This is a genomic window from Bradyrhizobium sp. BR14999 (assembly GCF_056106085.1).
The window spans coordinates 3927627-3951362 of sequence record NZ_CM148536.1 but is presented as its reverse complement, the minus strand read 5'-3'; the positions used below and the strand labels follow the sequence as shown (position 1 = coordinate 3951362).

The window sequence follows — 23736 nt, the reverse complement described above, 5'->3', positions numbered from 1 at the left end:
CATGACGATGAAGTCCCTTTTGAGCACCGCATCGCTCGCGCTTGCGATCGCCGCATTCTCGGCAAGCGCGCAGGCGCAGATCGCGCTCGGACATCTCGCCGATTATTCCGGCGGCACCTCCGATGTCGGCACGCCCTATGGACAGGCGGTCGCCGACACCTTCGCCTGGGTCAACAAGAACGGCGGCGTCGGTGGCAAGCAGCTCAACGTCGACACCAACGACTATGGCTACCAGGTGCCGCGGGCGATCGCGCTCTACAAGAAGTGGTCGGCGCCGGACTCGAAAGTCGCTGCGATCATGGGTTGGGGCACCGCGGACACCGAGGCACTGACCGGCTTCCTCGCACAGGACAAGATTCCCGACATGTCCGGCTCCTATGCCGCCGCGCTGACCGATCCCGAAGGCGTCAGCGGCAAGGCCAAGCCCGCTCCCTACAATTTCTTCTACGGCCCGAGCTATTCGGACTCGCTGCGCGCGATGCTGATGTGGGCGGCCGAGGACTGGAAGGCCAAGGGCAAGTCCGGCAAGCCGAAATTCGTGCACATGGGCGCCAACCATCCCTATCCAAACGCGCCGAAGGCCGCCGGCGAAGCCATGGCACAGGAGCTCGGCTTCGAGGTGCTGCCTCCGCTGGTGTTCGCGCTCTCGCCGGGTGACTACAGCGCGCAGTGCCTTAGCCTGAAATCTTCGGGTGCCAACTACGCCTATCTCGGCAACACCGCGGCCTCCAACATCTCGGTGATGAAGGCCTGCAAGACCGCGGGCGTCGAGGTCCAGTTCCTCGGCAATGTCTGGGGCATGGACGAGAACGCCGCCAAGACCGCGGGCGATGCTGCGAACGGCGTGATCTTCCCGCTGCGCACCGCTGTGAGCTGGGGCGGCGATGCGCCCGGCATGAAGACCCTGATGGAGATCTCCAAGATGTCCGATCCCACCGGCAAGGTCTATCGCCCCGTGCACTACGTCGCGGCCGTCTGCTCGGCGCTGTACATGAAAGAGGCGCTCGATTGGGCCGCCAAGAACGGCGGCGCCACCGGGGAGAACGTCGCCAAGGGCTTCTACCAGAAGAAGGACTGGGTGCCGGCCGGGATGGACGGCGTCTGCAATCCCTCGACCTGGACCGACAAGGATCACCGCGGCACGCTGAAGGTCGATCTCTATCGCACCAAGGTCTCAGGTGCGACCGACGGCGACCTCAACGACCTCATGGCCAAGGGCACGATCAAGCTCGAGAAGGTCAAGACCGTCGAACTACCGCGCAAGCCGGAATTGCTGGGGTGGTGAGCCGGCGGCTCGCCTCACGCACCATCGTCATCCCCCGCGAAGGCGGGGGATCCAGTACGCCGCAGCATATCCGTGAAACTTCGGCGTCTCTGGAATACTGGGTCGCCCGGTCAAGCCGGGCGACGGCAGTGGAGAGTTATGAAGCATGACCCAGACCGCTGAAGCTGTTCGCGCGACTCCGAATCCAAGTGTCGTGCCCGCCCCGCCCCTCCTTAGCGTGCGCAACATCGAAGTCGTCTATGACGACGTCATCCTGGTGCTGCGCGGGCTCAGCCTCGATGTGCCCAAGGGCGCGATCGTGGCGCTGTTAGGCGCCAACGGCGCCGGCAAATCGACGACGCTGAAGGCGATCTCGGGGCTGCTCAAGACCGAGGACGGCGAGGTCACGCGTGGCGAGATCCTGTTCGAGGGCGACCGCATCAACGGCATCGATCCCGACAAGATCGTGCGCCGCGGCATCTTCCAGGTGATGGAGGGCCGGCGCATCGTCGCCGACATGACCTCGCTGGAGAACCTCAGGCTCGGCGCCTTCACCCGCAGGGACCGCGAGGTCGATGCCGACCTCGACATGGTCTTCAACTACTTCCCGCGCCTGAAGGAACGCACCGGCCTTGCCGGTTATCTCTCCGGCGGCGAGCAGCAGATGCTTGCGATCGGCCGCGCACTGATGGCGCGTCCGAAGATGATCTTGATGGACGAGCCGTCGATGGGGCTGTCGCCACTGCTGGTGAAGGAAGTGTTCTCGATCATCCAGAAGATCAACCGTGACCTCGGCGTCACCATCCTGCTGGTCGAGCAGAACGCGCGCGCCGCACTCTCGGTGGCGAGCCACGGTTACATCATGGAGCAGGGCAAGGTCGTGCTCGACGGCACCGCGGACGAATTGCGCGACAACGAGGACGTCAAGGAATTCTACCTCGGCGGCGCCGGAGACCAGCGCAAGAGCTTCAAGAACCTGAAGAGCTTCAAGCGGCGCAAGCGCTGGCTGTGATCCGCAACGAGCCTAGCCGAGCACCTGTTCCGCTTCCGTGACTGCGCAGAGAACATGATAGAACGACGACGCAGGAATGGTGTCGATCAGCGATTTGCCGTCGCGGTCGAACTGATCGTACCAGCCGCCCTTCACGGGATGGCTGAGATAATGCCGTTCGAGCCTCACCAGCGCTGCGCGCGCCTCATCCGCCGCGCCCGCCTCGCCGGACTCGGCTTGCGCGATCCACGCCTTCGCGATCTCAGTCTGCGGCCACAGCCGACGCGTGCTGCGGCGGATGTTGCCGGCGTCATCGCCCTCGTCGATCAGGCAGCCCGTGGCCTCGTCGCGGTAGCGCAGCGAGGTCGTCAGCAGTTCGGCGCGCCGCTGCCCTGTCGGGCATCCCGTGATGCGCTCGAAACCCTTCAGAAGCCAGACCCATTCCGCCTGGTGACCCGGCTCGACGCTGATCGGCTCGATCTTCGACCAGTCCTCCTCGAAATACTCGCCGAGCACGCACTTCCGCTTGTCATAGAGATTGGCGAGGAACAGCGCAAAGAATTCGCCGGCGCGATTCTGGAACGACAGATCGTGGGTCGTCTCAAAGCACGCGACCATCGCCTCGAACAGATGCATGTGCGGGTTCTGTCGGCGCGGCAGCGAGACCGGAAGGGCTTCGTGAACGCCACCATGCGGCGAGCGCAGATGGCCGTCGAGGAAGGCGAGCAGCGCGTCCATCTCGGCGCGGACCTGCGCATCCTGGTCGAGCGCGTAGACCGTCGCGAGCGCAAACAGGATGAAGGCGTGATCGTACGCATCGCGCCGCGCATCCAGCACCGCCCCCTCCGGCGTCAGCCGGTGCACATAGCCGGGCCGGCCGTCGGGCGCCTTCGCTCTGGCCAGCAGATGCTCCAACCCCTTCAGCGCGATGGCGCCCCCCTCGGGGTACCAGCCCATCTGCGCGGCCTTGGCGTAGCAGTAGATTTGGCGCGCCTGCACGAACACGCGCCGCGGCGCGGCCACGTCAGCCGTGCCGTCACGGTGCAGCCGGTCGATGAAACCGCCCGTGGCGTGATCCCAGCCGACGGTCGACCACAGCGGCAGCGCCTCCTCGATCATGCGGCGTTTCAGGCGCCCGACGACGTCCGCCGCCTCGTTCGCCGCAATAATTCCTTCGTCCGCCATCGGGTCCCCTTCAAGCCTCGCCAATGGCCGTCTGATACCGATGCCGGCGGCGGCGTGCAACGGACCATGCCAACCCGGAAAGATCAGCCATGACCGCCCATTACGACGCCCTCGAGACGCGCGACCAGGGCGCGCGCGAGGCCGAGCTGTTTTCCCGGCTGCCGGAGGTCCTGCGCGGCGCGATGGCCGCTCCAGCCTATGCCGAGCGGCTGAGGGGCCTCGACCCCGCCTCAGTGCGGTCGAGAGAGGCACTGGCGGGCCTGCCGGTGCTGCGCAAGTCGGAATTGCCGGCCCTGCACAAGGCCTCCACGCCCTTCGGCGGCTTCGTGGCGGCCGCGCCGGGGTCGTTCGCCCGCCTCTTCACCTCCCCTGGGCCCATTTTCGAGCCGGAGGGACGCCAGGCCGACCCCTGGCGCGGCGCACGGGCGCTGTTCGCAGCTGGGTTCCGCCCCGATGACATCGTGCTCAACACCTTCAGCTACCACCTTACCCCGGGCGGCTTCATCTTCGATGCATCGGCACGCGCGCTCGGTTGCGCCGTGATCCCGGCGGGTCCCGGCAATACCGAACAGCAGTTCGAGCTGATCGAGGCTTACCGGCCGGTCGGCTACAGCGGCACGCCGGATTTCCTGAAGATCCTGCTCGATGCCGCAGCAAGCGCCGGCCGTGACGTCTCCTCGATCAAGCGCGCCCTGGTCTCGGGCGCGGCGTTTCCGCCCTCGCTCCAGGCCGAGATCAAGGCGCGCGGCATCGACGCCTACCAGGCGTTCGGCACCGCCGATCTCGGCCTGATCGCCTTCGAGACCGAGGCCCGTGAGGGCATGGTCGTGAACGAGGACCTGATCATGGAGATCGTCAAGCCCGGCACCGGGGACCCGGTTGCGCCGGGCGATGTCGGCGAGATCGTCGTCACCTCGCTCGACCCGCACCATCCCTGGATCCGGCTCGCGCTCGGCGACCTCACCGCGACACTGCCGGGCATCAGCCCGTGCGGACGCACCAACATGCGCATCAAGGGCTGGATGGGTCGCGCCGATCAGACCACCAAGGTCAAAGGCATGTTCGTCCGCCCTGAGCAGATCGCCGACATCGGCAGGCGCCACCCCGCGCTCGGCCGCCTGCGCCTTGTCGTCACGCGCGAAGGTGAGACAGATGCGATGACACTGAAAGTGGAAAGTCCTGAAACGAGCGACGAGCTACGCGAAGAGATCGCTAGCACCTTGCGCACTGTGACGAAGCTCGCAGGCAAGGTCGAACTCCTGCCTCTTGGATCATTGCCCAATGATGGCAAGGTTATTGCCGACGAGCGCACTTAACGAGTCGGCCGTGAAGAACCTGCCAAGCCATTGGGCGGGAGTCGATTTTGGGAACGGAGCGAGGTTTGAGATTGCCAGCTTTTTGGGTTTGAAGGCCGGAAAGCCTGCAATTTCATTCTTTGCGATTTCCTCGAATCGCGGGTCGTGATTCCGTGGGTCGCATCGGAGGGGACGATGCGACCGAAGGAACGACGGGACAGCGGACAGGCCGATCTCCTGCGCTCACGGCTGGACGCGATCATCGACATGAACCATGCGCTGGTGAAGCTTTCGCGGACGATCGACTGGTCGTTCCTCGCGGAACGGTTCGGCGCGGTCTACGAGGACAAGCCGGGCCGGCCGCCGCTGCCGACGCGGCTGATGGCGGGATTGGCCATCCTCAAGCACACCTACGACCTGTCCGACGAAGTGCTGTGCGAGCGCTGGGTGGAGAACCCCTATTACCAGTTCTTCTGCGGCGAGGAGTTCTTCCAGCACCGCCTGGTGTTCGACCGCTCCTCGCTGACGCGCTGGCGCCAGCGCATGGGCGAGGAGAAGCTGCAGGCGCTGCTGCAGGAGAGCCTCTCGGTTGCCACCAAGACCAAGGCGATCAAGCCAAGTGACCTCAATCGCGTCATCGTCGACACCACGGTGCAGCCCAAGAACGTGATGTTCCCGACCGACGCGCGGCTTCTGAACCGCGCCCGCGAGATCCTGGTGCGGCTCGCAAAGGGAGCCGGCATCAAGCTGCGTCAATCCTATGGGCGGATCGGCAAGTTCGCGCTGATCAAGCACCAGCGCTATGCCCACGCCAAGCAGTTCAAGCGCGCCAATCGAGCCTTGAGGACGCTTAGAACCTATCTCGGACGCGTCATCCGCGACATTGGTCGCAAGCTCGAAGGCAATGTCGACTTGCTCCATCAGATCGCTCTCGACCGTATGCTGATACTGGCGCGACGGGTGCTTGACCAGAAGCAGCACCAACGTGGCCCAAAGGTCTATTCGCTGCACGCGCCGGAGGTGGAGTGCATCGGCAAGGGCAAGGCGCACCGGCCGTACGAGTTCGGGGTCAAGGTCTCCGTTGCCACCACGCTGGCGCACGCCAAAGGCGGCCAGTTCGTCGCCCATGTGAAGGCGCTGCCCGGCAACCCCTATGATAGCCATACGCTCAAGACCGTGATCCCGGACATGGAGGCACTCGTCGGCAACACCATCGAGCGCATCCTCGCTGACAAGGGCTACCGCGGCCACAATGCCGCGCCCGAATACAAGTTCAGGGTGTTCACGTCAGGCCAAAAGCGGCGGGTAATCCCGCAGATCAAACGCGAGCTGCGCCGCCGCTCCGCCGTCGAGCCGGTCATCGGCCATCTCAAATCCGAACATCGGATGGGCCGGAACTATCTTTGGCACCGCGAAGGAGATGCCACCAATGCCGTCCTCTCCGCCGCCGGCTACAACTTCCGGCGCCTCCTCCGCTGGCTGCAGCTCTTGTTGCGCCAAATCCTCGTCCAGCTCATCCTCCGACTTCAGCTCGTTCCGAACTGAAGTTCAGGTTCTTCACGGACGACTAACGAGAACTGAGTCGCGGAGAACCGTCGTTGGCGAGCCAGGCGTCTACGACTGTTTTCAAGCTTCCTCCCGAGAATAAGATACTTTTTAGACCTGCTGCTTCAGCGGCTTGGATGTCGCTCAACTTGTCGCCAATTAGCAGGCTATTGACAGCATCCACAGAAAAGCGCCTCAACAGATCGTTGATCATTCCCGGGGCTGGCTTTCTTCTGTCGCTCGCAGATCTGTACCGCTCTATGATCCCGTCCGGGTGGAACGGACAGTACTCGAACGCATCGATATGGGCGCCAATGGTTGCCAGATCGTCGCTCATCCATCGGTGCAGTATCTGAACATCGTTCTCCTCATAGTAGCCCCTTGCGATCCCAGACTGGTTTGTAACAACAAATGCGAGAAGACCTGCATCATTGACGGCCTTCACCGCCTCTTTGGCTCCCTCGATCCATCTAAACTTCTCGATTTTGAAGACATAGCCTTCATCGTGGTTGAGCACACCATCACGATCAAAAAAAATGGCTGGACGACGGACATTCTCTTTCAACACGGCTACCTACTCAGTGCCTCCCACCTAGTTCGAATTCCCTAGAACTGCGAGCGAAACACTCGGCTTATCCATAACCGAGCCTTATAGGTTGTGAAACTCGCGATACCACTTAGCAAACTGAGCAACACCATCTTCGATCTGGGTTGCGGGGCGGAAATCGATCTCGCGCTCCAGGGCTGCGACGTCGGCATAGGTTGCCTCTACGTCCCCGGACTGCATCGGCAACATCTCCTTCAGGGCTGTTTTTCCGAATTCCTTCTCAAGCAGCGCGATCACGTACGTCAGCTCGTGGGGATGATTGTTGCCAATGTTATGAACCTTCCACGGCGCCTTGCTAGAGGCCGGATCCGGCTTACTGCCGTCCCATGCAGGCTCTCCCCTCGGAGGGCGGCTGACCAGGCGAACGATGGCTTCGACAACATCATCGATATACGTGAAATCGCGTCGCATCTTGCCGTGGTTGAACAGCTTGATGGGTTCGCCCGCCAGGATGGCCTTGGCGAAGATGAACATCGCCATATCAGGCCGACCCCACGGCCCATAGACAGTGAAGAAACGCAAGCCAGTAGCCGGTAGCCCATAGAGATGGCTGTAGGAATGCGCCATCAGTTCGTTCGCCTTCTTCGATGCAGCATAAAGGCTCACAGGATGATCGACATTGTCGTGCACCGAGAACGGCAATTTGGTGTTGGCACCGTAGACGGACGATGAGGACGCAAACAAGAGATGCTTGCAGCCATTATATCGGCAGCCCTCCAGCACGTTGAGAAAGCCCTGCAGGTTGGCATCGACATAGGCGTGGGGATGCTGCAGCGAATATCGGACGCCCGCTTGCGCGGCGAGATGAACAACCTCGGCAAAGCCACCTTGCGCGAACAGCTTTTCCGTTGCCACGCGATCGGCGAGATCGAGCTTGACGAAGCTGAATCTGGGTTCGCGCGCAAGTAGCGCGAGCCTTGCCTCCTTCAGCACGGGATCGTAGTAGTGATTCACGTTGTCGACGCCGATAACCTGGCGGCCGTGCGCGAGCAGCCGTCGCGTCACATGAAACCCGATGAACCCGGCCGCTCCGGTGACCAGGACCGCTTGTTTCGACATGCTTGTTGCGGTGCTTAAAGCCGCCACAGCTGAACCTCCGATGGTTTCGAGTTGCGATCGAGCTGCATCTTCACGTCGAAAACGAGTCCCGTCCCCTCGCGCAGTAGTTGCTGCACCAATTCCCAGCCGCCCTCCACATAAGCGTCATGTGCAACCGCCAGGATAAGAGCATCGGCCGGCTCGAGAGTTTTTATGTCGGAGAGAGCAAGGCCATATTCCTCCTTGACCGCCCGCGGATTCGCGAGAGGATCCGCTATCTGCACTTTGACGCCGAAGGATTGCAGCTCCCGCATAACGTCGATAACGCGGGAATTGCGGATGTCGGGTACGTTCTCCTTGAATGTAACGCCCAGGATGGTCACCACGCCGCCTCTTCCCTTCAGCCGCAGCAGGCCGCGAATGCATTCGCGTGCAATCTGCTGTCCCATTTCGTCATTGATCCGGCGGCCGGCGAGAATGACCTCGGGATGATAGCCCGCTTTTTCGGCACGATAGGTCAGGTAGTAGGGATCGACGCCGATGCAGTGACCGCCGACGAGCCCGGGTTGAAAGGGAAGAAAGTTCCACTTGGTGGCGGCTGCTGCCAGCACATCGCCGGTGTCAATCCCGAGTGCCTGGAAAATCAGCGATAGCTCGTTCATGAAGGCGATGTTGAGGTCCCGCTGGGTGTTCTCGATTACCTTGGCCGCCTCCGCGACCTTGATCGAGGGCGCGCGATGAATGCCGGCGGTCACCACCGAGCCATAGACATTCGCGACAATCTCGAGCGTCTTCGCATTCTGTGCGGAGACGACCTTGGTAATGGTCTCGAAGCGATGGCTCTTGTCGCCGGGATTGATGCGTTCGGGCGAATAGCCGACATCGAAATCCGCACTCGCCTTCAGGCCGGAGGCGCGCTCCAGGATCGGCACGCAGTCCTCTTCGACGGCGCCAGGATAGACCGTCGATTCATAGACCACAATATCGCCCTTCTTAAGCGCGGCGCCGACCAAGCGCGAAGCCTCGAACATAGCGCTCAAATCGGGCCTGTTCGCATTATCGATCGGGGTCGGAACCGTCACGATAAAGAAATCGGCAGGCTCAAGGCTTGCCCTGTCGCTGGTAAAACTCAGCGTCGTAAGCCTCAGATCAGAAACATCGACCTCGCGGGTGCGATCCTCACCCGCCTGCAGTTCCCTAACGCGCCCCGCATCGATGTCAAAGCCTATGACTGGGCTGCCGCCACGCGCGAACGCCGCGGCGACAGGCAAGCCCACATAACCGAGCCCAATGACGGCAATCTTCCGGCCGTGCGACATAAATGTCCATTCCAGACTTTCGAGACGCCGTTGACGTCACTCTGACAACTGTTTAGCCAGCTGATGATGGATACCGCAAGGGGTGGATGCGGCTGCCTATCGGTCAGGGGTAAGCCAGATCCAGATCAAGACTCCTGTGGATCGCACGCACGTTTCTGAAGGCAAATCTTTCCAGAACTCCATCCCTATGCTGCTCTGGCGCGAGATTCTCCGATCATTTCGATGCGCCCTGCCATCTGAACGTTCCGCTACAACACGATTGGCAGCTTCTTTAATACCGCCACCGATCGGGGGGTGACACGCTTTGGCTTTCGCAAATCGAACCCACCTGCACAGGCGTCCTATTCAGTCCTGACCGATCGCGTCATCGCGCCAGAAGGCACGTTCTGACGTCCCGCGCACCAGAGATCATGCCAGGCCTGAACCATCAGGACGTTCCAGAGCCAGTCGCCGTGGTTGCGGGTGCCGCCCATGTGCTCGCGCACTTTCTGTTCGACGAGCTTGACGTTGAAGAGATATTGCAGCTGCAGCCTTGCAGGCGACAAAAGATCTAGCATCCACGATTTCAGCGGCCCGCGCAACCAGACGTCGAGCGGCACGGAAAAGCCGGTTTTCGGCCGGTCGATTAGGCTTTGCGGTACGTGGCGATAGAGCACCTGCCTGACTAGCCATTTGCCGCGGCCGCCGCGTACCTTCATCGCCGGCGGAATCCTTGCGGCAAATTCCACGACATCCTTATCGAGAAATGGCACCCGGGTCTCGAGCGCAACCGCCATCGCAGCGCGATCGACCTTTTGAAGGATGTCGTCGGTCAGGTAACTCAAAGAATCGGCAAGCGTCATCCGGTCGAGCGGATCGAGCGGCCTCGAAAGCTTCGCCATCTGCTCATTCGACCAGCCTGCCCTCTCCTCGCCCTGCAGGATCGCTTGCGACGGATCGTCATCGATCGAGCAAAGCAGCCGATAGAGCTCGTCTCCCGAAGCTGCGCCCAGTATGCGGGCAAGCTTTGCCACCTGATTGCCAGCGCGGCGGATGTTGAAGCGCGCCGGCAGCAAGGGCTGCAGCAAGCGCATGATGGTATCCGCCGGCTCCGGCGAGATCGCACCCAGAATCGCACTCATCGCCTGCCTCAGCGGCGCCGGCATTCCAGCAAGACGCCCCTCGAGTCCCCCGCCCCAGACGTGGCGGTTATAGCCTCCGAACAGCTCATCGCCGCCGTCGCCCGACAAGGCCACGGTGACATGCTGACGCGCCAGCGACGCGACAAGATGGGTCGGAATTTGCGAGGAATCCGCAAACGGCTCGTCAAACATCCGCGGAAGCAGCGGAATGACGTCCATCGCCGTCTTGGGCTCGACGTAGAGCTCGGTATGCGCGGTGCCGAGATGGGCCGCGACTTTGCTCGCGTCCTCGGCCTCATCAAAGGCGCTCTCACGAAAGCCGATGGAGAAAGTGCGGATCGGCTGACTCGCCTGCGCCTGCATCAGAGCCACGACGGTTGAAGAATCGATTCCGCCCGACAGGAAAGCACCGAGCGGCACATCGGAAAGGCATTGGCGCTTGATCGCGATCGACAGCAGCCGTTGCAATTCGGAGGTCGCCTCGCGCTCATCAGTGATACGCCTCGTCTGCGCGGCGACGGCCTGCTCGCGCATGGACCAATAGGCCGCAGGCTCTGGCATGGTGCCCGGCGCGGTACCGGCCTCAAAGGTTGCGAAGCATGCCGGCGGCAGCTTGTTGATGCCACTCCAAATCGAGAATGGCGCCGGCACATAAGAATAACGCATGAACGAGGTCAGCGCAGCGCGGTCTAGCGATCCTGACCATGCTGGATGCACGGCGAGCGCCTTCAGCTCGGAGCCGAACACGAGATCGCCGCCGCTCCATCCGTAGTAGAGCGGCTTCTCGCCGAAGCGGTCGCGGGCGAGCGTCAGCGTCCGCGCCTCTTCGTCCCACAGCGCAAAGACGAACATGCCGACGACGCGTTCAAGCGCCGCGGCCACGCCCCACTGCCGGATGGCGTAGATAAGCGTTTCGGTGTCCGAATGCCCGCGCCAGTTCGGCGCCGCGCCTTGGGCCTCGAGCTCGGCGCGAATGTCGAGGTGGTTGTAGATCTCGCCGTTGTAAGTGATCGCAAGCCGTCCACAATCGCTGCGCATCGGCTGCGCGCCGGCCTCCGATAGCTCTATGATGGCCAGACGCCGGTGGCCGAAGCCAATACCCGCGGCAGGATGGGTCCAAATGCCACTCCCATCGGGTCCGCGATGCGACAGCACCTCCGACATGCGTTTGGTAAGACCGGATAGCCGGCCATCGTCAGCTCCGCCCGGCCGGAACAAGCCCACTATGCCGCACATGCGCTAACCATTGATTACGCGCGGCCGCGCGTTATCGCCTTGGTCGACTGCTTCTCGGCTGATCAGACCATCCGGATCTGCCAGGAACTCGGATTCATACTTCTTGAGATAATGGAGGCTGGGTCTGCTGGTGCCGTAAAAATGCGGCAGCGAAAGCTGCCGAGTCCAGCGCGATAAAAGGATCCTGGTGTCGAATTCGCGCTCGAACTCCGCCGACCGTCTACTCGCCAAGGCATCCACCTCTTCGAAGGTGGCGACGATCTCGTCGGATGTATTGACATCCGGATGTGCGCCACTGCGACTGAGGACTGCGGCGTCAAAGACACGCCAGCGCCAGGGGGGCGACGTCAGCCGGGACTGCGTCAGCATCCTTCCGTCAGCGAGCCGCACCGGTTTCAATGCGAAACGCACATTGCTGTTCCAGAGTTGGGCATCCGTCGTAATACAGTTCACGATTGCGCTGGGAATGCCGAAGCTGATGGCCACGTTCGTCAGCCCCGAGGTCGTGCCGATGAACGCCTTGGCATTCCGGATCAGGCTGATATCCATCAACTCAGACCTGAAATCGCTCTGCGCGTAATCGATGGCACGTTCGAGAGCGGGAAGCTTCGGCGAATTCGGCCCGCCAAGCTTGATCACCCAACCACCCCGGTCGGTGATGGAGCGAATGGCATCAAAATACGACTCGATCGGCGAATTTCGATGCGTCTGACCGGTACCGGCAAGCTCGAAATAGTGAGAAGCATCGCGCGTATGCAGGCAGACATACCAATCGTCGGGCTTCATCCCGAAGTTATCGCGGAAGCGCTGCATCTCCCCGGTGGCTCCCGCCGACGAACCATAGACGCGATCGTACTCATCACGCAGCGGATGGCCCCGGTCCTCGCGCTCCCACTGCGCAATGGCAAGTGCGCCCGCCTCCTGCCATGCCACGACCTCGCCGTTCGGCAATCGGAAGGCATTGAAATTCATGCCGCACCAACGCTGCAGCGACAAAAGCTCCTCGGCGAGCAGGTCGGAGAGGTCATTGCCAATCACCAGAACCTTGCCAAAGCGTTTGAACAGGCGGAAGAACGCCTGGTTGGCGATCTGCCCGGGACGGATCACTACAAGCGGCCTTCCTGACCACCAACCGAGCTCGCGCATCCGAAAGAGAATATCGAGCATGCCGAGATGGCCGATCTGGGTCGTCCATTCTTCCGGAATGATGCGCAACTCGCTAAACGGGATTTCGAGGTCGCCAAGCAGCTGTGCAAGCTCCGCCGACAAGGCCGGGGGCGGCGAGCTACGCAACTGCGCCTGCGCTGCAAGCGCGCGTGCGTAGAGGCGAACACCGATGTCGCCACGGCCGACATGGGTGGTCCGCTGGCCTGCGAAATTGCAGAGATCGTACAGCCTCGCGGGTGCTCCGCCTAGCACGTCCAGATAGTTCGGAACATAGTCTGGGGTGGGCCGCGCCGCGAGATTCTGATGCGGCCGAAAGAAACGCAAGTCACCACGGCAAGCCATGGATATGCTTGCGAGCGCCGCCGTCTCATCCCCATCAATGATATCGAGCACGCTTTTAAAAAAGAAGACATCCGGCGTCTCTTTCAGATTCACACGCGAAAGGCACGCTAAAACCAGTTCGCGTGCCTCCTTGAGATGTCCCAACTCAAATTGTGCACGAGCCATCGGGATCGCCACCTCGGCCGAACGGAGCGCCAAATCATCAAGAGTCCCAGCGGCAGCCTCTTGATAAGCGCCGATCCCAAACAGAACCTGGATCGACGACTCAGAAAACCAGCCCGTCAATCTCCCACCGAATCTCCAGGAAGGATGGTTTGCCAAAAAAGCGACCGCGTGAGGCTGGTAGGCAACGGCCAGACGTCGCCTACCTGGAATTCGCATCCGTTCACAAACCACGAGCAGGAGAAAAGCCAGCCGTCGAGGTAAGAGATTGAGAGCTGCGCCGGTAAAGATGAAGCACAGATGGATAAGTCGCCGCCGCTGCAACCAGGGTAACTCCGGCTTGGTTGTCGTTCCTGACTTCATCTGGCCGTTTTCGTTTCAGGCCCCTAACAGACCCCGTGAGGAAACGCCCTCAGATCCCGATAGAGATCAGCAAAACTCGTCTCTATTCCGGCGCCGGTAACGCAGAGTTCCAATCCGATGCGACCAACAGCCCCCAAAGACCAACTGAACACCCGCTGGACCGCTGAGGTGCTAGGCTCTACCACGAGAAATCCGAAGCGAGCAAGTACAAGTACTAGGCCACTCGGTTTGTCATCAGACAGAATGTCGTGGCTCCATCTTGTTGACGGTACGACAAAGCCACAACGATCATTGGCCGATGGGCAACCGATTCTTCACGTCCAATATGCTAGGGCTTGAGGTTCGATAGATAGTTGAACTCATGGTGGCGCGCGGCTAGCCTAGCTGAACCGGACCGGGCCTTGTTTCAAAATGGAATAACGTTCTGCTCAGAAGGGTGGCGAAGCTTGCCACTCTTCTCATTCTGAAGGATGAGGCGGAAGTTCCGTTACGACTGACATCGATTTTGCTCGCTGACATCGTCATCCCTTGTATCGCAGTTTCGGGCTGATTTCGTGACAGATTCAAAATTCTCTCTTCCTTGCACCGCAAGGGAACGGAGCCTTGATGCGCAAGAGTGATCAGCGTGTTGGCCGGGACTTGAAGCCAGGACTTGGCAGGCAAGCAAAAGCGGGCGATAAGGCGGCCTCCGCCTCCCTGAAAGTTCGTTCCAGCTTCCGTGACTAGGGCGACGAACGCGACGGTGTCAAATGCTCTTCACCCAATTTGAATTCCTATTCTTGTTCCTACCAGTAACTTTTGCAGGATATTTCCTTATCGCCCGCCTCGTCGACGTGCCGACCGCGCGCTTGGGCTGGCTCGCTGCGGCATCGCTGGTATTTTACAGCTATTGGGACGTGCGCTTTGTTCTCATCATCCTCGTATCAATCCTGTTCAACTACCTGATGGGTTTGCTCATCGCACGTCAATCGGACCGTACACCCAGGAGATGGGTGTTCGCCGCCGCGGTGAGCGCAAATCTCTTGGCGCTCGGCTTTTTCAAATACACCAACTTCGCCATTCAGATCTTCGATGCGATCACGCGCTCGAAATACCCATCGCTGGCGATCGTGCTGCCGCTCGGCATCTCCTTCTTCACCTTCACGCAGATCGCCTACCTTGCCGACGTTTATGGCGGCTATCCTAACGAGAAGAGTTTCACCAAATACGCACTTTTCGTCACCTACTTCCCGCACTTGATCGCCGGCCCCATCCTTCATCATCGCGAGATGATTCCGCAATTCGGATCCAAGGCCAGCCGGATCATTTCGGCGGAAAACGTAGCGATCGGGCTCACCATCCTCGCCATCGGCCTATTCAAGAAGTCGTTCATCGCGGACGGCTTTGCGCTGATCGCCACCCCTGTGTTCCAGACCGCCAAAACGGCGCATCTCCACGTTCTGGACGCGTGGGCCGGCGCGTTCGCCTATTCGCTGCAGATCTATTTCGATTTCTCCGGCTATTCGGACATGGCGATCGGGCTGTCACTGCTGTTCGGCATCAGGCTGCCGTTCAATTTCGATGCGCCCTATAAATCGCGGAGCATCGTGGAGTTCTGGCGCCGCTGGCATATTTCTCTGTCACGCTTTCTCCGGGACTATCTCTACATTCCGCTCGGCGGAAACCGGCATGGCGACCGACGTCGCAATATCAACCTCGCCACCACGATGGTGCTCGGCGGTCTGTGGCACGGCGCCGGCTGGACCTTCGTGATATGGGGCGCGCTGCACGGATTATTCCTCACAATCAATCACCGCTGGACCGAACGCACCAAGAAGCAGCCCGCGCTCTTCAGAATGACGAGGACCTGGTGGTATCCGATCGCCGCGCTCGGCCTGACCCAGATCGCGGTCGTCTTTGCCTGGATCTTCTTTCGCGCCGACGATTTCTATGATGCCGTCCGGGTGATCCAGTCGATGGCAGGCTTCGCCGACCAGCACCGGGTGGGCGCCCGCATCGTTGACATTTACGGAGGCGCATCGATCGTTCTCGGCTACATCGCGTGCCTCATCTTGCCCAATGTGAATGCGATGTTTGCGCGCTGGAACGTTGGGCTTGAGACCTACAAGAACGAGCGTCCTTGGAGCATTCTCCATCTCACATGGCGACCATCGGTTGCCTGGGCGATTACGACATCAATTGCCCTGTTTGTTGCGGTCGTGATCAATCTTGTGGCCGGCGACAGCTCGCAGTTCCTTTATTTCCAGTTCTAGCCGGCAATGCTCCGCCCCGGCGGCACGCGGCTCCGCACGTCAGAGGTCCAACCGATGGACACGAGATCGGAAGTGGTTTCGTCTTCACAGCCCCTGCAAGTCGGGATAAGCTTGGCGCTGCGGAAGTATCTGACGATTGTCGGTCTTTTGTTCGTGATGATGGCCCTGCCGCTCGTGAGTGCCATCGAATGGGCGGGCTGGCTGCTCGGGGCGACCGCTCCACTGTCAGCCATCGCGCGCAAACAGCAAGGGACGGACAAGGCGCTTTGGCTCGGCGCCTTCAAGGATTATGCGCCTTATAAGCTCGAGCGGGTGAAGCTGGTCCAGCCGGACGTGCTGCTGGTTGGCAGCTCGCGCTGCGGACAAGCCCGTGCGCAGATGTTTCGGCCTTATACGATGTATAATGCCTGTCTGACGGCTTGGCCGCTCGAACATGTCGTCGATTTCGTCGACCGTGCGACGCGCTTGGCTAAGCCGCGGGTCGTGATCGTGGCGCTCGATTACTTCCTGTTCGGCGACTTCCTAGCCGATGCCTGGCGCAAAGAGCGCACCATGGATTTCCGCCAGGGACTGGACTCCCACCGCAGGAAGCTGCACGATGTCGTCGATTTCGCGAATAGGACCCATTGGAAACTCGACGAATTCCTGGCATCGATGGAGCGCGATCAATTCGAGCCGATCGACCACAATCGCCTGCTCGGAACCGAGGCGACCCGCGGGCAATTCGGATTTCGAAGCGACGGATCGATTTTCGTCGCTCCTGCCTATCGGAGGATCGCCGCCGAGCAGCTAGCCAAAGGCGTCGAGAATGTCACGGGCGCTTTTCCTGGCGCACAGCATCTGAGTAACAGGCAATTCGGATATGTCGAGCAGCTCTCGCAGCTGGCTAGCGATCGTGGCTTTACGGTGGTCGCTATCCAATTCCCGATCCTGAAAACCGCCACCGACTTTATGGATACGAATCAATCCTATTGGCCCTACGCGGGGCTTTGGCGTGAACTGCGAAGCGAGGTGACCGCCGAGCGCTTTGCGCGGCTCGGCATCCGATTCTTCGACATGAGCCGCGATCCTTTGAACGCGGATGCCAGCAACTTCTTCGATCCCGCCCACCCAACAGAACGCGGCGTGCTGCGCACGCTCATCGATCTGTTGGATCGTAAGGATTTTCAGGAACTGTTTCCTCAGATCGACAAGGCCGCATTGGAATATGATCTTCAGAAGAATCTGAAAAGCGGCGAGTTGTTCGACCTCTACCACTGAGGCTGCTCAGGCGAAGCGCTCTATTTCGGATCGCTCGCGCCGCCGGGAAAGGCGCGCTTGAAGGCGGCCGTCTTCACGAGTTCACGGGCGAGATAGCTTGTGAATATTTTCGCGCCATTCTTGTCGAGATGCCCTCCCCCGTCGACGGTCGTCATTCCATCGAAGGGAGGCGCGATCAAGTCCACATTCAACGCTTCAGCCAATTCTCTGGCCTGCTGAAGGCAGGACTGGCTGTGCGGTACAAGCGTCAGAATCACGTTGCCGCCGACCTCATCGAGGAACTTGCGAGCATATTCGACTACCGCGGCGTTGATATGGCAGTTCTCGTCCCGCGCAAGGCGCATCGGCTTGTTGCCGCTGGCGACGTACGCGGGATTCGCATCAAGCAGCATGTCGCCGTTGGCGACACTGCGGTACAAACCGAAGAAGGGAGGCGTGAGCGAATAACTTCCCTGCTGGAAGGCGGCATCGATGTCCTCGATGCGCCACCTGAGATCCCGGCCAATCACCGTGAGCCAGCCACGCATCTGGCTACGCTGAACCGCAGCGATCGGCATCTTTTCAGGACCGAGCGTTAGGTTCAGATCGTCGCTGAAGAAATGCACGAACTGGTCATCGACATTGACGATCCACAAAGGGGGCCGGATCCCCCAGCGCTTGATGAGGAGGCGGGAAAACTCACCGCCGCGAATGCCGACGAAGGCCATGTTGTAGATCTTCAGCCCACCGAGCTGTGCGGAGGTCTGCAGAGACTCGCGATCGACCGCATAGCTGATAAAAGACGGGCCGAGAAACACGATATCGGCGGCTTTGGCGGATTCGACGGAGTGCCCGACATTGCTGTAGAAAATATCCTGGTCCTGGATTTGAGAAATGTGACGCCCGCCGTAATTGCGATACCAGTTGGCATCGCCGTCCTTCATGATTTGCGAAAAGAAGTCGTGCCTTGCGCCTCCGTCATTGCAGACAAGAGCGAACGCCGCGAGCATCAGCGATAGACCAAGCAGGATCGCAATGACTACTGTGAGCAAGTAGCGGCGCATGACGCCGCAAGCCGGCATCACGTCGAGTTCGTCTTTGGAAGCTGAGATAGCTGCGTCTTGCATTTCCTAAAGGCGACCTCAATCGATTGGACGAGATTTCCGGTGCTTGGTAACTTTTAGGCTTGTTAATCCAAGTCGGACATCGACTGCAATGCCTTGATGAAGTCTTTATGTGGTACGCAGGGTGTCCCGCGGGGCGGTGCCCAGCGCCCTTCTCAGCCATGCGCGCGACGGCGCTTCGATCAGCGAATAGGCGCCCCGTGCAATCACGGTCGTCACTGCTACGAACAGGCAAAGCCGAAGCACGAATTCGGGAACCGACACGACATCCCGTGCCCCGATCATCGCGATCCGCATTAGAAACGGATGCAGCAGATAAACCGAGTAGCTGCATTCGCCGCCGATGATCATTGCGCGCCATGACAGAAATCGAGCCAGCCCGTACCGGCTCGCGCCTAGCATGATGACCGAGAAGAAGGCGACTTCACCGATGCGAACGGCAAGCTCGATTGCGAGGTAGTCATCCGGCAGACTCGGCTGAAAGAAAAGCAATACCGGAAGCAGCGCTAGCCCCGCTACCGACAACCAGAACAGGATCGCAACCAGCTTCCCCTCGGTGCGGCCAACAGGCTTCCCAGCTCGCTCAAGATAGATCATCGCTACCAGACAGCCGGCCAGAAACTGCGCGACGTGCAGATATGGCCCGTAATAGGTCAGCCACTGCATTCCACTGCCCGCGAGCCGCGGGGCCACCGCCTGCAGAAAGACTTCTCCATAGCGGAAGAACACGAAGATTGTGAGAGTGAACGCAAGCAGATTCAGGAGCGCAAGCAACATTACCGTTGCCAGACGTCGCACACGAGCAAACCCAATGCAGATGAGCGGAAACAGCAGATAGAAGAAAAGCTCGACGCTAATCGACCACAAATGTTGGATCGAAGGGATCGCCGCCACCAACATTTTGCCATCGAGAGCCGGGAACCAAGACTGCGTCATCGTCAGTACAAAGCCAAGGGCATGCGAATCGCCACCCTTCAAGGCCATGATGCCCAAGATCACGACGGCATACATCGGATAGAGCCGCGCGAATCGCGCGATCGCAAAGCTGCGCATGGCTTCCGGGAATGGCTTCGCTCCAAAACTCGCCGCATAATTCAGCCAGAGTACAAAGCCGCTCAGCACAAAGAACAACGTCATCCCGATACTGCTGATCTGCGCCACCAGTTGCGCAACCCAGTCGTGGCGCAGCGCCAGCGCGCCGTGGCCGACCGCGACGGTCACGGCCGCGATATATCTGAGCCCAGTCAACGACCCGATGAAGCGGTAACTTTCTTTCACCCGAACAGCCCCCATCTCCAACACCGCCCTCTTAGGGCAATCCCACTCCAAGCCTTCCCACGTCATGCTCAAATTACTTGCAGCCGCCAACGGAAAGTTCTCCCAAAGCAAACTTGCGCGCTAAGTCCCCCTCGGCGGAACTTGAACCCGGAAAGCAAAAAAGCCCAGCCTTTTCAAGGCGGCCTCGAAACTGTCACAAAACTCAGCAAGAACGAGTTACGATTTGCTTCTCTCTGTGGGTGAGTTGGGCTATTCGTTCGACTTCTCGTCAATCCTTTGAGGGCTTTGAAGCGACGGGGATGGGGTAAAAGGGGGATCCTTGCACCAGTTGATCGATACTTCGCACGCCGATGTCGTCTGCCAGGAAATTCGCGCGTCCTGCCGCGCGGACCAGACCATTGCGTTCGTCTCCGGCAACTTCAATGTCGTCCATCCCGGGCATTTGCGGCTTTTGAAGTTTGCGGCGGAACAGGCCGATCTTCTTGTCGTCGGAGTCAATCCCGATTCCACGAAGGGCGTGACGGTCGCCCAGGAGATGCGGCTCGAGAACGTGCGCTCGATCGCCTTCGTCCAACACGTGGTGCGGCTTGAACAATCCGCCCCCGAGTTCATCGCGCGGCTGAAACCCTCCATCGTGGTCAAGGGCAAGGAGTTCGAAGACCGCTCCAATCCCGAACAGGAAGTCGTCGAAAGCTATGGCGGCAGGTTGATCTTCTCCTCTGGAGAACTACGATTCGCTTCACTCGCTCTGTTGGAACGCGACGCCAATGTCGACATCTCCACCGTCCGTAAGCCGATCGAGTTCCCCACGCGCCATGGTTTTGAAATCTCGGGCTTGAAGCGGCTACTCGGCAAGCTGTCGGGCATGCGGGTTGCCGTCATCGGCGATCTGATCGTCGACGAATATGTGACCTGCGATGCGGTGGGCATGTCGCAGGAAGATCCGACCATCGTGGTCACCCCCTTGTTGACGCGCACCTTTGTCGGCGGCGCTGGCGCGGTTGCCTCCCATGCGCATGGCCTCGGGGCCGACGTCCAGTTCTTCACCCTGGTCGGCAATGACGAGGCGGCGAGCTTTGCCCGCGACATGCTCGAGCACCATGGCGTCGTCTGCGAGACCTTTGTGGACGAAAGCCGACCGACAACGCGCAAGCAGCGATTCCGCGCACTGAACAAGACGCTGCTGCGCGTCAATCATCTTCGGCAACATGCAACCAATACCGACATCCAGCGCCAGATGCTGAGCGCGGTGGAGGCCGCGCTCAAGACTAGCGACCTTTTGTTGTTTTCTTGCTTCAACTATGGCTGCCTGCCGCAAGACTTGGTCGACGCCATCGCCGACCGGGCCCGCGCGAGGGGCGTCATGATGGGCGCCGACAGCCAGGTCTCCTCGCAGACCGGCGACGTCTCCCGCTTCAAGGACATGACACTTCTCACTCCGACCGAGCGCGAAGCGCGTGTGGCGCTCAACGATTTCGCTTCGGGCTTAGCGGTCATTAGCGAGCGCCTTATCGAAAAGGCGCGGACGAAGAACCTCGTCATCACGCTTGGCGCGGAAGGCGTGCTGGTCAACACCATGAGCGATGGCGTACACAACTCCGACCGCCTGCCAGCCTTCAACCCGTCGCCGAAGGACGTCTCTGGTGCTGGGGACAGCCTGTTCATGGCCTCTTCGATGGCGCTGCGGGCCGGCGCCGACATCTGGGAGGCTTCATATCTCGGCTCGCTGGCGGCGGCACTGCAGGTTTCCCGCGTCGGCAACCTCCCGCTCACCACCACCGAACTCGTTACCGAGATCGACGAGTCCGGTTTCACGCACGAGTAACGGATATCCCCATGCGCGCGCTGCTGCTTGCGGCGGGAATCGGAAGCCGGCTGCGACCGCTGACCAACACCACGCCCAAATGCCTGGTGCGGGTGCACGATCGTCCGCTGCTGGACTACTGGCTCGACCTCGTCTTCGAGGGCGGGATCGAGCGTGCGCTTCTGAACACGCATTGGCTTGCCGTCCAGGTGCGGGAGCACGTGGCGGCTTCACGCTGGCGCTCCCGGATTGACCTTGTGCACGAAGACGAACTGCTCGGGACCGGCGGCACCGTGCTCGCCAATCGCGACTGGTTCCAGAGTGATACTTTCCTGGTGGCGCACGCCGACAATTTGACCGATTTCGACGTGCCAAGCTTCATCACGGCTCACCGCAATCGCCCAGCGGGCCATGTCATGACCATGCTTGGATTCCGCACCGACGACCCGCCTTCTTGCGGAATTCTCGAGCTCGACCGGCAAAACACGGTGCTCGCCTTCCACGAGAAAGCTACAAACCCGCCGGGGAACCTCGCCAACGGCGCGGTCTACATTTTCGAGCCCGAGGTGATCTCGGACATCGCGAGACTTGGAAAAGCTGTAGTCGATCTGTCCACCGAAATCATCCCGAACTATATGGGACGAATTCTATGTGTGGAGACAGCAGGTTATCATCGGGACATCGGCAATCCAGAAAGCTTGCGCCGAGCTCATTCTGAGTTTAAGCAAAAGCCGCGCCATGAGCGGGTTGTCACTGAGCGATCATGATCGCCGGTCTCGGCCTCCGTCCTGCCGGAGACGGCAAATTGGGTTGACGGGGCGCGGGGCAAAATTCTAGGAGCGACAAGACGATGAAGATTTTTGTGACCGGCGCGTGTGGCTACAAGGGTAGCGTCCTCGTTCCCAAGCTGCTCAAGGCCGGCCACAAGGTGGTGGCGTTTGACGTCATGTGGTTCGGCAATTTCCTCGAGTCGCATTCGGATCTCACCGTCGTCAAGGGCGACGTGCGCAACCCGGACGCGATCGATCTCACCGGCGTCGATGCCATCATCCATCTGTCCAGCGTCGCCAACGATCCCTGCGGCGATCTCGATCCGAAGCTGACCTGGGAGATCTCCTGCCTCGCGACGATGCAGCTTGCCGACCGCGCGTACCGCCACGGCATTAAGCGCCTCATCTATGCATCCTCCGGCAGCGTCTATGGCGTAAAGGAAGAGGAGCAGGTCACGGAAGACCTCGAGCTGCTGCCGATCTCCGAATACAACAAGACGAAGATGTGCGGCGAGCGCATTGTGTTGTCCTACAAGGACGACATGGTGGTGCAGATCGTGCGGCCAGCGACCGTCTGCGGCTACTCCCCCCGCCAGCGGCTCGACGTTTCCGTGAACATGCTGACCATGCAGGCGCTGATGAACGGCCGCATCACCGTGTTCGGCGGCGACCAGACCCGCCCCAACATCCATATCGACGACATCACCGACCTCTATCTGTTCCTGCTCGATCACCCCGAACACACCGGCGTCTTCAATGCTGGCTTCGAGAACATATCGATCCTCGATATCGCCAAGCTCGTGACCAAGCACGTCAAGGCTGAGGTCGTGGTGACACCGTCCAATGACCCGCGCAGCTACCGCGTCAATTCCGACCGTCTGCTGGCGACCGGCTTTCGGCCGAAGAAGACCGTGGAAGACGCGATCAAGGAGCTGATCGGCATGTATTCCCAGGGACAGCTCAAGGACGACGATCGGTGGTACAATCTGAAGTGGATGGAAAGGGAGGTCGTGTCATGAACGCGCCTGCCTTCTCGACGCCGAACAAATTGTTCAGCGACTATTCCAAAAGGCTTTCCGCTCTTCTCGAAAACTTCGACTGGAGCCCTGTCGAGCGCCTCGCCTACGATCTGCGCGATTGCTGGCAAACGGGTCGGCAGGTGTTCTTCTGCGGCAATGGCGGCAGCGGCGGCAACGCCAATCACCTCGCCAACGATTTCCTCTACGCGCTGTCGAAGACGCCGGGCTCGGGCCTGCGCGTGCACTCGCTCTCGGCCAATCCGTCCGTCATCACCTCCCTTGCCAATGACGAGGGCTATGATCAGGTATTCGCGCTCCAGCTTGCGGTACTGGCGCGCAAGGGCGACGTGCTGATCGCCTTCTCCGGCTCGGGCAATTCACCGAACATCGTAAAGGCGCTGGAAGAGGCCCAGAAGATCGGCATGACGAGCTATGCCGTGCTCGGCTATTCCGGCGGCAAGTCGAAGGCGCTGGCCGACGTGCCGATCCATTTCGCGATCGACGACATGCAGATTTCCGAAGACGCCCAGACGATAATCGGCCACATGCTGATGCAGTGGCTGTACCGCCAGCGCGGCGAAATCGTGCGGAACCCAAGCTGACAAGCGGATTGCG

At 60.4% G+C, this 23736-nt stretch carries 18 protein-coding genes; 10 read left to right on the top strand and 8 right to left on the bottom strand.

Features of this window, described 5'->3' with window-relative positions:
* Nucleotide 1: 1 nt before the first annotated feature.
* Nucleotides 2-1285 (top strand): ABC transporter substrate-binding protein, encoded by a 1284-nt coding sequence (locus ACR9YP_RS18135; RefSeq protein ID WP_438106908.1) that lies wholly within the window; start codon nt 2-4, stop codon nt 1283-1285.
* 145 nt (nt 1286-1430) lie between these two features.
* Nucleotides 1431-2276 carry an ABC transporter ATP-binding protein gene (locus ACR9YP_RS18130; RefSeq protein ID WP_474220658.1) on the top strand — a complete coding sequence of 282 codons (846 nt, stop codon included), beginning with the start codon at nt 1431-1433 and terminating at the stop codon, nt 2274-2276.
* A gap of 12 nt (nt 2277-2288) precedes the next feature.
* On the opposite strand, the gene ACR9YP_RS18125 is transcribed toward ACR9YP_RS18130, so the two are convergent.
* Nucleotides 2289-3440: an AGE family epimerase/isomerase gene (locus ACR9YP_RS18125; protein WP_474220657.1), complete on the bottom strand. Its 1152-nt coding sequence runs from the start codon at nt 3438-3440 to the stop codon at nt 2289-2291.
* 89 nt (nt 3441-3529) lie between these two features.
* Here ACR9YP_RS18125 and ACR9YP_RS18120 point away from each other — a divergent pair, with 89 nt between their 5' ends.
* Both ACR9YP_RS18120 and ACR9YP_RS18115 read left to right on the top strand, forming a co-directional pair.
* Nucleotides 3530-4756 carry a phenylacetate--CoA ligase family protein gene (locus ACR9YP_RS18120; RefSeq protein WP_474220656.1) on the top strand — a complete coding sequence of 409 codons (1227 nt, stop codon included), beginning with the start codon at nt 3530-3532 and terminating at the stop codon, nt 4754-4756.
* Between the two features lie 174 nt (nt 4757-4930).
* Complete coding sequence (locus ACR9YP_RS18115; protein ID WP_474220655.1) at nt 4931-6280, top strand: IS5 family transposase; 1350 nt, start codon at nt 4931-4933, stop codon at nt 6278-6280.
* A 22-nt stretch (nt 6281-6302) separates the two neighbouring features.
* Here ACR9YP_RS18115 and ACR9YP_RS18110 read toward each other — a convergent pair whose 3' ends face one another.
* From ACR9YP_RS18110 to ACR9YP_RS18090, 5 genes are all read right to left on the bottom strand, one after another.
* The gene (locus ACR9YP_RS18110) at nt 6303-6845 is read right to left on the bottom strand and encodes a D-glycero-alpha-D-manno-heptose-1,7-bisphosphate 7-phosphatase (RefSeq protein WP_474220654.1); all 543 of its coding nucleotides are present in this window, start codon (nt 6843-6845) and stop codon (nt 6303-6305) included.
* A gap of 84 nt (nt 6846-6929) precedes the next feature.
* Nucleotides 6930-7946 carry an NAD-dependent epimerase gene (locus tag ACR9YP_RS18105; protein WP_474220653.1) on the bottom strand — a complete coding sequence of 339 codons (1017 nt, stop codon included), beginning with the start codon at nt 7944-7946 and terminating at the stop codon, nt 6930-6932.
* 14 nt (nt 7947-7960) lie between these two features.
* Nucleotides 7961-9244 carry a nucleotide sugar dehydrogenase gene (locus tag ACR9YP_RS18100; protein ID WP_474220651.1) on the bottom strand — a complete coding sequence of 428 codons (1284 nt, stop codon included), beginning with the start codon at nt 9242-9244 and terminating at the stop codon, nt 7961-7963.
* Between the two features lie 341 nt (nt 9245-9585).
* Entirely contained in the window at nt 9586-11601 is a 2016-nt protein-coding gene (asnB, locus tag ACR9YP_RS18095) for an asparagine synthase (glutamine-hydrolyzing) (protein WP_474220650.1), read from the bottom strand.
* A gap of 3 nt (nt 11602-11604) precedes the next feature.
* Complete coding sequence (locus ACR9YP_RS18090; RefSeq protein ID WP_474220649.1) at nt 11605-13635, bottom strand: TIGR04372 family glycosyltransferase; 2031 nt, start codon at nt 13633-13635, stop codon at nt 11605-11607.
* A gap of 749 nt (nt 13636-14384) precedes the next feature.
* On the opposite strand from ACR9YP_RS18090, the gene ACR9YP_RS18085 reads away from it, so the two are divergent.
* Complete coding sequence (locus tag ACR9YP_RS18085; protein WP_474220648.1) at nt 14385-15887, top strand: MBOAT family O-acyltransferase; 1503 nt, start codon at nt 14385-14387, stop codon at nt 15885-15887.
* A gap of 111 nt (nt 15888-15998) precedes the next feature.
* Nucleotides 15999-17147 carry a hypothetical protein gene (locus tag ACR9YP_RS18080; RefSeq protein WP_474220646.1) on the top strand — a complete coding sequence of 383 codons (1149 nt, stop codon included), beginning with the start codon at nt 15999-16001 and terminating at the stop codon, nt 17145-17147.
* A gap of 20 nt (nt 17148-17167) precedes the next feature.
* On the opposite strand, the gene ACR9YP_RS18075 is transcribed toward ACR9YP_RS18080, so the two are convergent.
* Nucleotides 17168-18253 (bottom strand): hypothetical protein, encoded by a 1086-nt coding sequence (locus ACR9YP_RS18075; protein WP_474220645.1) that lies wholly within the window; start codon nt 18251-18253, stop codon nt 17168-17170.
* 105 nt (nt 18254-18358) lie between these two features.
* Complete coding sequence (locus ACR9YP_RS18070) at nt 18359-19618, bottom strand: acyltransferase family protein (protein WP_474220643.1); 1260 nt, start codon at nt 19616-19618, stop codon at nt 18359-18361.
* A gap of 229 nt (nt 19619-19847) precedes the next feature.
* Between ACR9YP_RS18070 and ACR9YP_RS18065 the strand changes: the two genes are divergently transcribed.
* From ACR9YP_RS18065 to ACR9YP_RS18050, 4 genes are all read left to right on the top strand, one after another.
* The gene (locus tag ACR9YP_RS18065; RefSeq protein ID WP_474220642.1) at nt 19848-21353 is read left to right on the top strand and encodes a PfkB family carbohydrate kinase; all 1506 of its coding nucleotides are present in this window, start codon (nt 19848-19850) and stop codon (nt 21351-21353) included.
* An 11-nt stretch (nt 21354-21364) separates the two neighbouring features.
* Nucleotides 21365-22099, top strand: coding sequence for a nucleotidyltransferase family protein (locus ACR9YP_RS18060; RefSeq protein WP_474220641.1), 735 nt, complete (start codon nt 21365-21367; stop codon nt 22097-22099).
* Nucleotides 22100-22182: 83 nt separating this feature from the next.
* Nucleotides 22183-23121, top strand: coding sequence for an NAD-dependent epimerase/dehydratase family protein (locus tag ACR9YP_RS18055; protein WP_474220640.1), 939 nt, complete (start codon nt 22183-22185; stop codon nt 23119-23121).
* Nucleotides 23118-23723 carry an SIS domain-containing protein gene (locus ACR9YP_RS18050; RefSeq protein ID WP_474220639.1) on the top strand — a complete coding sequence of 202 codons (606 nt, stop codon included), beginning with the start codon at nt 23118-23120 and terminating at the stop codon, nt 23721-23723. Before ACR9YP_RS18055 ends, ACR9YP_RS18050 begins: the two co-directional genes overlap by 4 nt.
* Nucleotides 23724-23736: the final 13 nt, after the last annotated feature.

Bases quoted from the DNA above. Each gene is read 5' to 3' on its own strand.
- ACR9YP_RS18135 (WP_438106908.1), top strand. From the start codon at position 2: ATGACGATGAAGTCCCTTTTGAGCACCGCATCGCTCGCGCTTGCGATC.
- ACR9YP_RS18130 (WP_474220658.1), top strand. From the start codon at position 1,431: ATGACCCAGACCGCTGAAGCTGTTCGCGCGACTCCGAATCCAAGTGTC.
- ACR9YP_RS18125 (WP_474220657.1), bottom strand. From the start codon at position 3,440: ATGGCGGACGAAGGAATTATTGCGGCGAACGAGGCGGCGGACGTCGTC.
- ACR9YP_RS18120 (WP_474220656.1), top strand. From the start codon at position 3,530: ATGACCGCCCATTACGACGCCCTCGAGACGCGCGACCAGGGCGCGCGC.
- ACR9YP_RS18115 (WP_474220655.1), top strand. From the start codon at position 4,931: ATGCGACCGAAGGAACGACGGGACAGCGGACAGGCCGATCTCCTGCGC.
- ACR9YP_RS18105 (WP_474220653.1), bottom strand. From the start codon at position 7,946: ATGTCGAAACAAGCGGTCCTGGTCACCGGAGCGGCCGGGTTCATCGGG.
- ACR9YP_RS18100 (WP_474220651.1), bottom strand. From the start codon at position 9,244: ATGTCGCACGGCCGGAAGATTGCCGTCATTGGGCTCGGTTATGTGGGC.
- asnB (WP_474220650.1), bottom strand. From the start codon at position 11,601: ATGTGCGGCATAGTGGGCTTGTTCCGGCCGGGCGGAGCTGACGATGGC.
- ACR9YP_RS18090 (WP_474220649.1), bottom strand. From the start codon at position 13,635: ATGAAGTCAGGAACGACAACCAAGCCGGAGTTACCCTGGTTGCAGCGG.
- ACR9YP_RS18085 (WP_474220648.1), top strand. From the start codon at position 14,385: ATGCTCTTCACCCAATTTGAATTCCTATTCTTGTTCCTACCAGTAACT.
- ACR9YP_RS18075 (WP_474220645.1), bottom strand. From the start codon at position 18,253: ATGCAAGACGCAGCTATCTCAGCTTCCAAAGACGAACTCGACGTGATG.
- ACR9YP_RS18060 (WP_474220641.1), top strand. From the start codon at position 21,365: ATGCGCGCGCTGCTGCTTGCGGCGGGAATCGGAAGCCGGCTGCGACCG.
- ACR9YP_RS18055 (WP_474220640.1), top strand. From the start codon at position 22,183: ATGAAGATTTTTGTGACCGGCGCGTGTGGCTACAAGGGTAGCGTCCTC.
- ACR9YP_RS18050 (WP_474220639.1), top strand. From the start codon at position 23,118: ATGAACGCGCCTGCCTTCTCGACGCCGAACAAATTGTTCAGCGACTAT.